Source organism: Candidatus Paceibacterota bacterium (genome assembly GCA_041660505.1).
In the GTDB taxonomy this organism is placed as follows: Bacteria; Patescibacteriota; Minisyncoccia; order Phycocordibacterales; family JACRKE01; genus JBAZWG01.
In genome coordinates this window covers 48,276-62,149 of the sequence record JBAZWG010000001.1, presented here as the reverse complement: position 1 = coordinate 62,149, position 13,874 = coordinate 48,276, and the positions used below count along the sequence as shown (strand labels likewise).

The following is a 13,874-nucleotide window of genomic DNA, read 5'->3' as shown; positions in this document are numbered from 1 at the left end:
GACAACATGTCGGAATTAAGCAGGAGAATTATAGCTATTTTAGCAATAAGCGCGCTTGTCGCCTTTGGCGTTTTCGGATTCTTCTTTATGCTTCATAATGATAACGCAACGATGTCCACTGAATGCCCGATAGGCGCAGTTAACCCGGAATGTCCAATAAGCCTGTTCGCTCATCTGGACGCTTGGCGCGGTATTTTTTTTAATGCTACTCAAATATTTTTATTCTTCGTTGCTGTAAATATTTTTTATTTAGCAATACGCAAATTATCCGCAGGATTTACCGTTCTGCTCGCGCACAAGATAAGACGTTGGCAATCTAAGAAAATTTCCGAGCTCCAACTTTTGTATTCTATATTATTCAGCGACGGAATAATCAATTCCAAGATAACGCCCCACATACAATACTAGACGCTTTTATCAGCTAGCTAGTATGTATGAAAATAAAATTTATCGGTTTTTGGATTGTCATCACGTTTCTCGGTGCCGGTATTGTCGGAATAGGATTGGCTAAAGTTGGCAGTAATATGAGCGCTTCTGTTGCGGAGGCGGATTCTACCGTGGCTGACGCCCCTTCTTTCGAATCTATCGTGGCCACAGTCGGCGATGATGCCGGCGTGGGCGGTAATTCTTCGCAGAATTCTTGGTCAGGGACAATATTGTCCCTAGGAACCGTGCCGGTACAGCCGACGCGCGATGGGAGTATTGTCTCGTGGATGGTAAAAATTGGAGACAGTGTGTATGCCGGCCAGCCGATTGCCAAGCTCTCGGAACCCCCGGCGATGCCGGAGCTCGTGGCGATGCTTGCGACAGAAGCGAAAATGTTGACAGAAAAGCGTGCACAGTTGGAGACGACAAAGCAATTTGTCGAGAAAAATAATGCACAGCTCAAAACGCAACTTGCGTCACTCGAACGATCGAGGGTAGATTCAAATACGTTACTCTCCGGAAATAACTCGATAGAACTGGCGAAGGATACCGTGCGAGCGATGCGTGGTGAAATTCGCTCGTTTCTCGATCAGATGGTTAGTGAGCACGTAAACACGATTACCAATACGCACATTGCATCACTCTATCGTGGGGGCAGTATTTACGCTGCGTACGGCATGCTCGACCAAGAGACACGGAATACAGCAGACACCAATCTTTTTCGGTTAATCACCGCACTAAAAGACACGCAGTCGCTTCCTCTCGATGAGGCCACGCAGTATCTGGCATCGGCCGTGCGCATGGCACACAGCAGCGTCTTTGGCGAAGGTGTCGAAGATATTCGCCCAATGATGAAAGAAGATCAAGCAGAGTTTCTTGCTATGGTAGCGAAATACAAAGACGCAGAGGCAGACGTCAGTATGCAAGCAACCGAATACGAAAATATGAACCTTGAACAGAAGCGGATGTTGGTAAATGATCGTAAAATGATCGAAGAGAAAATTGCCGAGAATGAAAAAATGCTAGCGATGTCGGAGGCCGAGGCTAAGGCGGCAGAGGCTTCATATGCGGCTGTTGAAAATGGTTCTCGCGGCGGACTCTATATAAAGGCGCCTTTGTCGGGCACTGTTTCCACCATCGATAAGAATGCCGGCGAGTTCGTCGGACCGGGTATGCCTATTGCGCGCATCACGTCGGCGAATGGATCAACGCAACCGTTCGTGCGATTCAGAATTCCGGGCAATATTCGTACGCCAAAAGTCGGCGAGGTGTTGAAGGTTGTACGCCCGGGATTCTCGCGAGACGTTAAGGAAGTCCGAGTCACGGGTGTCGGCGCATCACTTGACTCCGGTGGAATGTATATGGCTGACGCTTCATTTACAGAGCAAATAGCTTGGCCGATAGACGCCTCTGTCAGAATTATTGCACCGGATAATTCGACCGGAATTATAATAAAAGCATCATCCGTTTGGTGGAATTCCACCGGTGAGCCACAAGTCTGGGCTGTTTCTGAAGCTGGCAGAATATTCGCGAGGAAAATAACAATCGGCCGCACGCTCGGTGCACAGATTGAGGTGTATGACGGACTCGCGATAGGCGACCGATATATATTGAAGCCAACACCGGAGATACGCGAGGATATGTTGCTTGAAGAAATTGCGCCGGCCGGTATGCCGAGCGCTGAAGGTGAGACTGCTCAGCCGAAGTCGGGCGAGCATGACAATATGCCAGGAATGTAACTGGTAAAGGTTGAACCTTAAAACTCAAAATTATGTTCAATAAAATTATTTCCTGGTCGCTCAACAATAAGATAACCGTACTCGTGCTGGCCGGAACGATGACGCTTGCCGGTGTCTACAGCATTGCCACGATGAAGGTTGATATTTTGCCCGATATCAATAAGCCGACGGTAACGATATTCGCCGAGAGTACGGGGATGGCGGCAGAAGAAGTGGAGCGCAGTATCCTGAATCCGATAGAATCCGTGCTTACCGGTACGCCAGGCGTGGAGCGCCTGACGGGTAACGCCTCATATTCGCAAGCCACGGTAAACATCGAGTTTGCGTGGGGGAGCGACACTCTACGCAACAGGCAGGTGGTACAAGAGCGCTTGGCGCAAGCACTTCTACCGGTTAACGTGAAGCCGACACTTGGACCATCGACATCGCTCCTAGGAGAAATAATGTGGGTAGGTGTGAGTTCGCCGGATGAGAAAATATCTCCGATGGAACTCCGTACCTTGGCCGATTGGACAATAAGGCCGGCACTACTCAAAACGCCCGGAGTCGCGAACGTATTGGTGATGGGCGGAGAAGTGCGCGAATGGCAAATCAATGTAAACGCCGAACGCATGCGTCGCTACGGCCTTATGTTCGATGCAATTCGCGATAACGTGTCGACGATGCTCGTCAATCGAAGCGGCGGTGTGATTATTGAGGATGAAAAAGAATACGCTATCAGAATTCTGACCGCACCGTCAGTCGTTGCCGATTTGCAAGAAATCGCAATCGGCAAGAGCGGTATGAATGGAGCCGCGGTGCGTCTCGGCGACATCGCTTCGATTGTCGAAGGGGCAAGCCCTATCCGCGGGAGCGGTGCTATCGATGGCAAAGCGGGCGTGATACTTCGCATTATTCGCCAGCCGGATGCGCAAACAATTACCGTTACGGACGCCATTAATTCCACATTCGCCTCGCTCAAGCCAAGCTTGCCGGCCGGTATAGAATTACACCCCAATCTCTTCAGACAAGAGAACTTTATTCGTGCCGGATTGCAGAATGTAGAAGATGCCCTGCGCGATGGTACGATACTCGTTATCATTATTCTGATAATCTTTCTGATGAATGTACGCACGACGCTTATTACGCTCACAGCAATCCCGCTCTCGATCCTTGCGACGGCAATCGTCTTTAAATCGTTCGGGCTATCCGTGAACGTGATGACTCTGGGCGGTATTGCGGTTGCGGTGGGCGAACTCGTTGACGATGCTATCGTCGACATCGAAAATATCTACCATCGTCTGCGCGATTGGATGAAGGGCGACAAAAAGGAATTGCGAGAAAGTATCGTATTGTCGGCATCAAAGGAGGTGCGTAATTCCATTGTGTACGCAACCGTGCTTGTTGCTGTAGTATTCCTACCGATATTCTTTTTGCCGGGGATAGAAGGCAAATTGATTATTGCGCTTGGTTCAGCCTATCTCGTTTCGCTTTTTGCCTCGATGGCTGTTTCCTTAACAGTAACGCCGGTTCTGTCGGCACTTCTCTTGAACGACAAATCGCTCAAGGGTCATGAACAAGAAACGAAGATCGTGCAGAAAATTAAAGCGAAGATAACGCCGTGGATACACTGGTGCGTCACGAATGTCAAAATCATCGGCAATGCTACACTCGTTGCACTTGTGCTGACGGTCGGGCTGTATGCGCTGGCAGGTAAGGAGGGTATCCCTCCATTCAACGAGGGTTCGATGGTCGCGATGGTCTATCTCCCGCCCGGCACGGCGCTCTCTACGACCAATGAATACGTCACGAGGCTTGAGTCGAAAATATTGCAAATCAAAGGTATCAGGCAGGTAAGCAATATCGCCGGCCGTGCGCCGGCCGATCCACACGGCGGCAGTGCCAACACGAGCGAGGTGCAGATAGCCATTAAGCCCGGCTACGAGGGCGAGCATGAACGAATATTCCGGCAAATCCAAGCCGTGCTCGATAGGCTTGCCGGAGCGGACTTCAGTCTTGGTCAGCCGATTACACACCGTGTGGAAATGCTTCTCTCCGGTGTCCGCGCGCCTATCGTAGTTAAAGTATTCGGTGATGATCCAGCTCTTATGGAGCAAGCGGCCAATCGAGTCGTGTCGGAGCTCAAGAAGCAGAAAGGTATCTCCAACGCACGTATCCAACAGAACGCAGTTGTGCCGGAGTTCCGCATTTATGTCGATCGCAATCGGCTCGCTGATTATGGTCTCTCATCCGGTAAAGTAGCGAACGATCTCGAGATGGGTCTCATGGGCGATAAGCTCGGCCAAGTCCGCCTCGGCCCCGCATCGGTAAATGTCGTTGCCTATTTCGACCCGGAGTCTAAGGGCGCAATGGCGTCTCTCCGCGACCTCTCGCTCCCGTTTATGGGTGTCGAGTCCGTCGGTGATATCGGCGACATAAGGATTGAGGGTGGCCGTAATAGTCTAGACCACGAGGCTGGTAAGCGCGTGCTTATCGTCTCGGCTAATTATCAGGGGAGCGATGTGGTGGGTGCCGTCGGTGCAGCGAAGTCGGCAGTGGAGTCCAAGAAGCTTCCGCTCGGCGTCACACTTTCCTTCGAAGGTAATTATAAAAGTCAGAAGGAAAGTTCAGAGAGACTTGCGATAGTGTTCGTACTGGGGGTCATTATGATCTTCGGCGTACTATTCCATGCCTTTCGCTCGGTGCCGATTACCTTGCTCGTTATGACCAACATTCCGACTGTGCTTATCGGCGGAATGGCTGGTATTTGGCTCACGGGCGGGTCGGTCAATCTGGCCCATATGGTCGGCTTTATCTCGCTTGCTGGTATTGTGTCCCGAAATGGCATCATGCTTATCGGCAGAGCGCTTACACTGGTGCAGAAAGAGGGATTACCGTTTACTCCGGAGACAATAGTAAGGGCCACGCTCGATCGTGTTGTACCGGTGCTTATGACGTCCTTGGTGACGGCGCTCGCACTGATACCGCTCATCGTCGGCGGTGGCGAGCCGGGCAAGGAGATGCTCCACCCGCTTGCAGTTGTTATCTTTGGTGGTTTGGTTTCGTCGACTATTATTTCGCTTTTCTTAACCCCGGCCTTGTTCTACAAGTTCGGCAGGAAAGCGGCATTGAAGGTGAATGAGAATGAATCCGGGTTCTAAATTTATTAGCAAGTTTATTAGTTCTAAAAATATATCATGAACACGCAAACAGCAAGTATTGGTATGGTTATCGCATTACTCATTGGCGGTGTTGTCGGATATGTCTCGGCCAATCAAATGCTAGACACAAACGCACAGAACAAAAAGTTGGCCGAAGCAGTCTCAATGATGAAAAAACAAACGGCAAGCATAAGAGAGATGAGTAAGATGATGAAGGACGACGGCTTGATGATGCAAGAGGCCGGAGCGAAGTATAAAGATGAGAAGCTAACAAGTATGGGTAAGGATACGGAAGTCTTAAGTGCGAAATATGTGAAGGAAAATACCGAGGCATCAGGTGCAAGTGCATCGATGGGCGAAATGATGAGATAGATATTGTTAATAGCCAGCTTTTTGCCATCACGGTTGTGATGTATAATCTAGAAATTAATAAAGCTAACATCAAATATGGACAAATTGTCTCTTAAGTCGTACGGGTGGAAGTGTGTGTTGGGTGGCGAGGTAGTGTATTTCGCATGTATGGCATATGCAAGCCTTCTCACTGGTAGCGCACTAGCCCTGCATAATTCGCTATTCGAGCTTATCCCCGGTTTCACCTGGGGTGACCCTACGAGTATCGTCTGGGGGGCAGGGTTTGTGTTTATAGTGTCATGGATATTCGCTTGGTATTACGTCTGGATGCACAATTCCAGCCTGCTTAAAAAATAAACAGTCCGAACACATCAGAGTTAAGCTTAATGAATAACACACATACCATCTCAATTAAGGGGATGCACTGCAAATCGTGCGAAGTGCTTATCGAGAATAAGCTGCGCGCTATACAGAACATCCATAACATACACATCAGTCACAAAACTGGTGTCTGTCAGATTGCCTATGACGGTGAGAATCTGGATATGACTGTTGTTGAGGAGGCTGTAAAATCTGCAGGATATTCACTTGGACGCTCTGCTTCCAAGTTGTGGCTCTCGAATAATCCGATGGACTATGCCGAGCTGGCCGCCTCTGGCGCTATTGTCTTGTTGCTCTACGCAGTACTCTCCACGACCGGCCTGCTTGATGTCGCCATAAAGGATGAGGGTAATGCGTCGTTGCTCACAGTGCTGATAATTGGCCTAACCGCCGGTATCTCGTCATGCATGGCGCTTGTTGGCGGGCTTGTGCTTGGCTTATCTGCCGAGCACGCTGTGGCGCACCCCGAAGCGACCTCGCTCCAGAACTTCCGCCCGCATATCTTCTTCAACCTTGGCAGAATTATTTCTTACACACTGCTTGGCGGAGTTATCGGCTACCTCGGCTCGGTATTCTTATTGTCGCAAAGCCTGCTTGGCGGCATCACAATCGTTGTCGGTATTGTTATGTTTGTGCTTGGCCTCTCACTTGTTGGAATCTTCCCGCGCATATCAGGCGGGATCGCCTTTATGCCAAAACGAATCAGTAAAATGCTTGGTATTCACAGAGACGGAAAAGAATATTCACACACCGGAGCATTTCTCATGGGTGCAGCGACGTTCTTCCTACCTTGCGGGTTCACACAAGCAATGCAGCTCTATGCTGTTAGTACCGGAAGCTTTGTGCAAGGTGCATTGATAATGGGCATATTCGCGCTTGGGACGTTACCGATGCTTATGGGTATCGGCTGGCTCTCGGCTTATGTAAAAGGTGTAGTCGGCAGATACTTCTTCCGTATTGCCGGCATCGCGGTCATCATCTTCGGCTTCTTAAGTATAAGTAACGGCTTGGCGCAGAATGGAATTAATATCACTTTGCCAAAGATTGTCTGGCCTGTGGATAACCGAGGTTCGACCTCGGCAACTTCGGCAGAGATTATCACAGAGAACGGCAAACAGATACAGATATTAAGAATGAACGAGGAACGTTCTGGCTATGTGCCTAATAATCTGGTAGTGAAGAAAGGAATTCCGGTGCGCTGGATTATTAACGCCACGTTCCCGTACTCCTGCGCCGCGTCATTCATCGTGCCGAGTCTCGGTATCAGAGGGTTACTTAAAGAAGGAGAAAATATTGCGGAATTCACGCCGACCAAGACAGGAACAATACCGTTTATGTGTTCAATGGGTATGTATCGTGGTAGCATTGAAGTCATTGAATAGTTAAAAAATACATAATTATGACTCCAGATAAAATCGCAATAGTGATTGGCGGGATTGTTGTTATCGGTGCGGTCTATAAATTCTTCCTTGGTAAAAAAAACGAGCAAGCAGTAAGTGCCACATCTGGCGCAATAGAAATTAAAGTCGATGGCGGTTATACGCCGGAGGTGGTAAAAATTCCGTTGGATAAAACGACCACGCTCGACTTCACGCGCACAGATCCGACATCATGCTTGGAAGAAGTGGTGCTTGGCGACTTTAACGTGCGCAAGACTTTGCCCTTGAATCAAAAGGTCTCTATCGAGATAACACCGAAAAAGAAGGGTACATTCGTCTACTCGTGCGGGATGAATATGTATAAAGGTAAAATAATTGTCGAATAGATATGGCTACTACCAAGAAGACTTTTCCACTTAAGGGAATGCACTGCGCCTCGTGCGTACTCATTATAGAAGACGCGCTCAAGAAGGTGCCGGGCGTAGAATCGGCCAATGTTAATTTGGCGAATACCAAGGCTACGGTCACCTACGACTCTGCAATAGTTACCGACGAACATCTGGCCGGCGCGGTTGCAAACGTTGGCTACGAAGCTGTACTTAATAGTATCGTGCAAACTGACGATGAGCAGAAGCTGGAGAAACAGCGCGAACTTAGCGCTCTGCTTATTCGCGTCACTGTGAGCTTGGTGCTCGGCGCTCTTGTGCTCTGGGGCAGCTTCCCTGGGCTGATGGAGACTGCTCCCGAATTGCTCAAGAATTTCTGGTTCCAACTTTTACTTGCAACACCGGTGCAGTTCTGGGCAGGATTTACTTTCTACCGTGCCACTATTCCTGCATTTAAGCATCGCACAGCCAATATGGATACGCTCGTCGCGCTCGGTACTTCTGTCGCGTATCTTTATTCGGTATTCGTTGTAGTGGCGCCGCAAGTGGTGCAGTCTGTAGGCATAGAGCCAATGCCTTACTTCGACGTCGCGACAATTATTATAGGCCTGATATTGCTCGGCAGATATTTTGAAGCTCGAGCGAAGGCTGGAACTTCAGAAGCTATAAAGAAATTAATAGGGTTACAAGCTCGCACCGCCCGTGTTCTTCGGGGTGATAAAGAGTTAGACATTCCGATTGCAGAAGTAGTCATCGGCGACATCATTCGTGTCCGTCCCGGCGAGAAAGTCCCGGTCGACGGCACGATTATTGATGGCGAGTCATCAATAGACGAGTCGATGGTCACCGGCGAGAGTATCCCGACTGATAAATCAAAAGGTGATACGGTCATCGGTGCGACGATAAATAAATCAGGTACGTTTACGTTCACAGCGACTAAGGTCGGCTCTGACACGTTGCTCGCGCAAATCATCAAGCTGGTGGAAGAAGCACAGGGGAGTAAGGCGCCAATCCAGCGCATTGCTGACTTGGTCTCATCATACTTCGTGCCTATCGTGATGATGCTTGCTGTAATTACGTTCGTTGCTTGGTATGTCTTCGGCCCAGCACCGGCGTTGCTTTATGCGATACTCAATACGATAGCCGTGCTTATTATTGCTTGCCCGTGCGCGATGGGCTTGGCGACGCCGACAGCGATAATGGTGGGCACCGGCAAAGGCGCAGAATACGGCATACTTATTAAAGATGCAGAAAGTCTAGAGACCGCGCACAAAGTGAACGTCGTGATATTCGACAAGACCGGCACGTTAACGAAAGGCAAACCGGAAGTGACAGAAATTATTGCGTTAGGCGATATTAAAGAAAAAGAAATTTTACAACTCGCCGCCTCTGTCGAGAAAGGTTCTGAACATTCACTTGCAGAAAGTATTATGAACAAAGCTGACGCAGAGAAATTACTTATTGGCAGAGTTGAGAACTTCAAAGCAATAGCCGGGCAAGGCGTCTATGGTAAGGTGGATGGCAAGGCTGTCTACTTCGGCAATACGCGCTTGATGCAAAGCCAGAATATCGAGGTGCAGAGCATTACGGCACAGATCGAGAAGCTCGAGAGCGAAGGCAAGACAGTCATGCTCATTGCCGTAGAAGGCGAGCTTGCGGGTATGATTGCCGTAGCCGATACCATCAAAGAGAGTGCAGTAGAGGGGGTCAAGCGGCTCATATCTCTGGGAATTGAGCCGGTGATGATCACGGGCGACAACGAGCGCACAGCCAAGGCTATTGGCGCAAGAGTTGGTATTACGAGGATTCTCGCCCAAGTCATGCCGGCCGAGAAGGAGAGTCAAGTTAGGAAGATCCAAGCAGAAGGAAAGGTGGTCGCAATGGTTGGTGACGGCATCAATGATGCACCGGCGCTCGCCGCGGCCGACGTCGGCATCGCGATGGGTACAGGTACCGATGTGGCGATAGAGGCCGCCGATATCACACTCATTAATAAAGACTTGTCATCGGTCGCTGGCGCTATCAAACTCTCCAAGCGTACGATGCGCACCATCAAGCTGAATTTATTTTGGGCTTTCGGTTACAACATCATCTTGATACCCGTAGCAATGGGCGTTCTCTTCCCAGTCTGGCATATAGTGATGAACCCCATCTTCGCCTCAGTCGCCATGGCACTATCCAGTGTCTCGGTGGTGAGCAACTCGCTGTTGCTTAAACGGTTGAAGTTGAATTAATTGTCTGAAAGACTGTATACTGTGATTGATAACGGAGGTGAGCTCTTGAGATTTATCAAAAGTGACGGGGCTACGGTGATTTTTTGCGTTGCGACTAAGGTTGGTCGTAGAGTCCACATTTCATATTGTGAGAACGACATAAACAGTAGTGATAAATGGGGACTCATTGGTCCTTGCAGGTGTGACGTCGAGACCCACCAATCACCTAGGCCACCAGAAGAGTTTCTAGCTCTCCTAGAATCATACGTAGCCACGTTCAAGGATTGAGCTTGAGAGCAGAACCGAACAAGGACTAGACCCGCGGAGGACCTGGTCCTTCGCATTTTTTACCCGCCCCGCCCCCGTTTCTCCAGTTATCAACATACATCACTTCGTTGCTATAGCAGAGGGATGATGTAGTTGATAGAATCGAATTATGATAGTCAAAGACATTAAAGACTCGACCAAGTTTTCATTTCAAATACTTTCACTATTGGCGGCTAAGTCTTTTCTCGCTTTTCAACGAACGAACTATGAGCGTAGGCGAATGGCTAATGTTTGCGATAAGATCTGGTATAAGATCGATCGCAAGAAGCTCTATGTATTACTCGAACGCTATCAAGCGCGCGGACTTGTTGAGCGGATAAAGACGAATAATCTTGAGGAGGTGCGCCTTACGAATAAAGGGAGGGCATATTTCCTAGACCAGGAGTTCAAAAATTTAAAGCTTAAGCCGAAGAAGAAGTGGGACGGTCGCTGGCGCGTAGTTTTGTTCGATGTTCCAGAAGAGAGCAAAAGGACGCGTGACGCGCTAAGGCACACTCTAAAAAGACTTGGATTCAAGGAGTTCCAGAAAAGCGTTTTTGTATTTCCGTTCGATTGTGAAAATGAGATCAATTTTGTTATTAACTACTTCGATATTCCGGAACATGTCTATTATATGCGCTCCGATATCTCGCCCGATAATAAATTGCGCGACCACTTCAAACTCAACTAACTACTATTACATCAGATATCTGCTATAGCACAGAAATGATGTATTAGTATTAATTAATGTTTTTAAAATGTCATGGAAACTGCAACTCCGGTCAGTGATTGACCGGAGTTTTCGTGCGTGAATAGGGCGTTCACATTAGTGTTTCAACTTCCGCCTTGAAGTCCTCTGATACCTCTAACATTTCTGCGTGAGATATCTCCTTAGCGGCAAATGATGTGACCGCGAAGGATTTGAACTGGGACAGATCCTGGTCGTCAGGAATCGCAAAACATCGGCCTATGTAGATCGTGAATTTGGCCTCAAGACCGCCACCGTCCAGTTCTTCGAGTTTAAGGCTGGTATGGTAAAAATGTCTCTGTCTAAAAATCTGGCCGATTGCGTCCATGATTTCCTCGCTGGCAGTATCGCCAACAAGTACTTCCTGAATCGCAACAAACAGACTAGTGAACCTATTTTCCGATTTTCTCACGCGATCACCTCCGAATGCATTTAAGCATATTCGGCGCATTGGTACAATTATGCAAGGACGAAGTTCACTTGCTTTTTGGCTACGTCGGTGCCTTTAACTTTTACTCTCAATGTGTCACCGACTCTAAATCTCCTCTTCTTTTTCTGGCCTACTAAGGCGTAGGCTTTTTCGTGATGTTCATAGAAGTCGTCAGTCATGTCTCTTACAGAGACGAGACCTTCGCAGAGTTCTTCTATCGTTTCTACATACATGCCCCAGTCGGTTACGCTAGTGATGACCGCTTCGTATTCGTCGCCCACATGCGACGCCAGATATTCTGATTGTTTATACTTAATCGAGTCCCACTCGGCATGCATTGCCTCGCGTTCGCGCACAGAGGAATGCAGGCATCTTTCTTCGTACGCCTTTAATTCTGATTTATCAGGGTGGCGGTCCTCCAGATATTCAAACAGCAAGCGATGCACCATCACGTCCGGATAGCGGCGAATGGGTGAGGTAAAGTGGGTGTAATGCTCGAAGGCGAGGCTATAGTGGCCGATATTTTTTGTGGAATAGACTGCCTTGGCCATCGAGCGTAGGATACTCTTCTCGATAAGCGCGCCGAGCGCCGGATCGTCGCCTGCAGACTGCAATACCTCGTTCAGTTCTTCTGCCCGCAACTTCTTGCCCTTGATATGCAGTTTGTGGCCGAGAGAGCCGAGAAATTCCTTCAGGTTCATCACTTTATCAACATTTGGGATATCGTGATTACGATAGATAAAGACTACCGGCTTGGATACAGAAGCCGCGCCTCGAGCCCCCAGAGGCCCGGCTTCGGAACCCAAGGCAGAGGCATATTCCGCTACTCTGCGATTGGCGAGGAGCATGAACTCTTCGATAAGTTTGTGCGAATCGGTGCGTTCTTTCTTGATGAGGCGAATTGGTTTACCATCTGCATCGAGCTCGAATTTGACCTCGCGATCGTTCTCGAATGATATCGCACCGCGCTTCATCCCGCGCTCATTAAGGAGCTTGGCGAACTTGTTCATGCGCGCGAGAATCTGCCCGAACTTCTCATCCTTGCCGGGATGGTCGAGCACCTCCTGTGCCGACTCATAAGTGAAGCGGTGATCGGAGTTAATTATAGTTCGGCCAAACCACGAGTTCAGAATAGTTGCGTTGTCGTCCATGGTGAACACGGCAGAAAAGGTAAGTCTTGGCTCGTGCGGCTTAAGACTGCAGATATCGTTGCTTAAAGCCTCCGGTAACATTGGGATGGTGCGGTCGACAAGGTAGACAGAAGTAGCCCTTCGATAAGCTTCTTCATCCAATATTGTGCCGGGGCGGACGAAGTGCGACACGTCGGCGATATGAATGCCAATCTCGTGCTGGCCGTTTGCGAGCTTCTGGTATGACAGTGCGTCGTCGAAATCCTTCGCGTCGAACGGGTCGATGGTAAAGGTTAGGACGTTGCTAAAATCTCGGCGTTTAGCTCGTTCATTTTCCAGATCCTGCGCGTAACTATGCTTAAGCTTCTCCGCCGCCGCATCGATATCTTTAGTAAATGAATTATCGAAGCCTGCGCCGGCGATAATAGCGCCCATCTCGGCACGGTGCGTGCCGGCAGAGCCGAAGACTTGTGTTACGGTTGCGGTCGGCGGAACGCTCGGGTCAGTCCACGCATTCATCTCAACTTGCGCCTTCACTTCGTGTGTGAGGTCGGGGAAGTCGGTATTAGTGATAACGAAATGCACGTAACATTTCGTATCGTCCGGAATGAGATCATAAAGAGGCTTCTGGCTTTTCTTGTCGCCTACGCGCACAACGGTGCCGACGAATGTTGTCTTCTTCCGTGCGAGTACTTTCACAACCCTAGCCCCTACACGTTTGCTAACTCGTGGGAGAAGTTCCAGTTCGACAGTATCGCCATTCAGAGCGCAATTGAGCTCTCCTTGTTGGATCATGGCATCATCGTCGAAGCCCTCAACGGCAACGAAGCCTAGACCCTTACCGGTCGTGGCTATTGTTCCCATTTTGTGTGTTTCCTCTTGTTTATGCTTTGACATATCCTAATATTTTCGGTAGTATAGCACGATTATGTTAATGATACGATTATCACGTGTGGGCAGAGCGAACGATCCGTCATTCCGCATGGTTGTGACCGATTCGCAGAATTCGGCAAAAAGCGGCAGATTTTTAGAAGTGGTTGGCTCATATAATGCTCGAGGTGGCAAAGCCCAGCTCGACAAAACACGTATCGCGCACTGGCTCAAGCAAGGCGTACAGGTGACTGATACGGTACACAATATCCTGGTTAATCACAAACTCATCGAGTCCAAGAAGGTCTCGAAGGTTGGCAAGAAGAAGGTTGACCCGAAGGCCAAGGCCGCCGCTCCTGCCGCTTAGCGCGCAGA

Annotated in this window: 12 protein-coding genes; 10 read left to right on the top strand and 2 right to left on the bottom strand. The window is 49.1% G+C overall.

Going from position 1 to position 13,874, the window contains the following annotated elements; all coding sequences use genetic code 11:
• The first annotated feature begins 6 nt into the window (after positions 1-6).
• From WC764_00330 to WC764_00290, 9 genes are all read left to right on the top strand, one after another.
• Positions 7-408, top strand: coding sequence for a hypothetical protein (locus WC764_00330; GenBank protein MFA6006169.1), 402 nt, complete (start codon positions 7-9; stop codon positions 406-408).
• Between the two features lie 26 nt (positions 409-434).
• Positions 435-2,165: a hypothetical protein gene (locus WC764_00325; GenBank protein ID MFA6006168.1), complete on the top strand. Its 1,731-nt coding sequence runs from the start codon at positions 435-437 to the stop codon at positions 2,163-2,165.
• Positions 2,166-2,197: 32 nt separating this feature from the next.
• Positions 2,198-5,305, top strand: a complete 3,108-nt coding sequence (locus tag WC764_00320; GenBank protein ID MFA6006167.1) for an efflux RND transporter permease subunit — start codon at positions 2,198-2,200, stop codon at positions 5,303-5,305.
• Positions 5,306-5,341: 36 nt separating this feature from the next.
• A complete protein-coding gene (locus tag WC764_00315; GenBank protein MFA6006166.1) occupies positions 5,342-5,677 on the top strand; it encodes a hypothetical protein in 336 nt (111 codons plus the stop codon).
• A gap of 75 nt (positions 5,678-5,752) precedes the next feature.
• Entirely contained in the window at positions 5,753-6,013 is a 261-nt protein-coding gene (locus WC764_00310) for a hypothetical protein (protein MFA6006165.1), read from the top strand.
• A gap of 29 nt (positions 6,014-6,042) precedes the next feature.
• Positions 6,043-7,419: a sulfite exporter TauE/SafE family protein gene (locus WC764_00305; GenBank protein MFA6006164.1), complete on the top strand. Its 1,377-nt coding sequence runs from the start codon at positions 6,043-6,045 to the stop codon at positions 7,417-7,419.
• A 17-nt stretch (positions 7,420-7,436) separates the two neighbouring features.
• Positions 7,437-7,802, top strand: coding sequence for a cupredoxin domain-containing protein (locus tag WC764_00300; protein ID MFA6006163.1), 366 nt, complete (start codon positions 7,437-7,439; stop codon positions 7,800-7,802).
• A 2-nt stretch (positions 7,803-7,804) separates the two neighbouring features.
• Positions 7,805-10,036: a heavy metal translocating P-type ATPase gene (locus WC764_00295; protein ID MFA6006162.1), complete on the top strand. Its 2,232-nt coding sequence runs from the start codon at positions 7,805-7,807 to the stop codon at positions 10,034-10,036.
• Positions 10,037-10,451: 415 nt separating this feature from the next.
• Positions 10,452-11,012: a hypothetical protein gene (locus tag WC764_00290; protein MFA6006161.1), complete on the top strand. Its 561-nt coding sequence runs from the start codon at positions 10,452-10,454 to the stop codon at positions 11,010-11,012.
• A 130-nt stretch (positions 11,013-11,142) separates the two neighbouring features.
• Here WC764_00290 and WC764_00285 read toward each other — a convergent pair whose 3' ends face one another.
• A complete protein-coding gene (locus tag WC764_00285) occupies positions 11,143-11,520 on the bottom strand; it encodes a hypothetical protein (GenBank protein ID MFA6006160.1) in 378 nt (125 codons plus the stop codon).
• An 8-nt stretch (positions 11,521-11,528) separates the two neighbouring features.
• A complete protein-coding gene (rnr, locus tag WC764_00280; GenBank protein MFA6006159.1) occupies positions 11,529-13,526 on the bottom strand; it encodes a ribonuclease R in 1,998 nt (665 codons plus the stop codon).
• A gap of 37 nt (positions 13,527-13,563) precedes the next feature.
• On the opposite strand from rnr, the gene rpsP reads away from it, so the two are divergent.
• Positions 13,564-13,866: a 30S ribosomal protein S16 gene (gene rpsP, locus WC764_00275; GenBank protein MFA6006158.1), complete on the top strand. Its 303-nt coding sequence runs from the start codon at positions 13,564-13,566 to the stop codon at positions 13,864-13,866.
• The last annotated feature ends 8 nt before the right edge of the window (positions 13,867-13,874 follow it).

Bases quoted from the DNA above. Each gene is read 5' to 3' on its own strand.
- WC764_00330 (MFA6006169.1), top strand. From the start codon at position 7: ATGTCGGAATTAAGCAGGAGAATTATAGCTATTTTAGCAATAAGCGCG.
- WC764_00325 (MFA6006168.1), top strand. From the start codon at position 435: ATGAAAATAAAATTTATCGGTTTTTGGATTGTCATCACGTTTCTCGGT.
- WC764_00320 (MFA6006167.1), top strand. From the start codon at position 2,198: ATGTTCAATAAAATTATTTCCTGGTCGCTCAACAATAAGATAACCGTA.
- WC764_00315 (MFA6006166.1), top strand. From the start codon at position 5,342: ATGAACACGCAAACAGCAAGTATTGGTATGGTTATCGCATTACTCATT.
- WC764_00310 (MFA6006165.1), top strand. From the start codon at position 5,753: ATGGACAAATTGTCTCTTAAGTCGTACGGGTGGAAGTGTGTGTTGGGT.
- WC764_00305 (MFA6006164.1), top strand. From the start codon at position 6,043: ATGAATAACACACATACCATCTCAATTAAGGGGATGCACTGCAAATCG.
- WC764_00300 (MFA6006163.1), top strand. From the start codon at position 7,437: ATGACTCCAGATAAAATCGCAATAGTGATTGGCGGGATTGTTGTTATC.
- WC764_00295 (MFA6006162.1), top strand. From the start codon at position 7,805: ATGGCTACTACCAAGAAGACTTTTCCACTTAAGGGAATGCACTGCGCC.
- WC764_00290 (MFA6006161.1), top strand. From the start codon at position 10,452: ATGATAGTCAAAGACATTAAAGACTCGACCAAGTTTTCATTTCAAATA.
- WC764_00285 (MFA6006160.1), bottom strand. From the start codon at position 11,520: ATGCGCCGAATATGCTTAAATGCATTCGGAGGTGATCGCGTGAGAAAA.
- rnr (MFA6006159.1), bottom strand. From the start codon at position 13,526: ATGTCAAAGCATAAACAAGAGGAAACACACAAAATGGGAACAATAGCC.
- rpsP (MFA6006158.1), top strand. From the start codon at position 13,564: ATGATACGATTATCACGTGTGGGCAGAGCGAACGATCCGTCATTCCGC.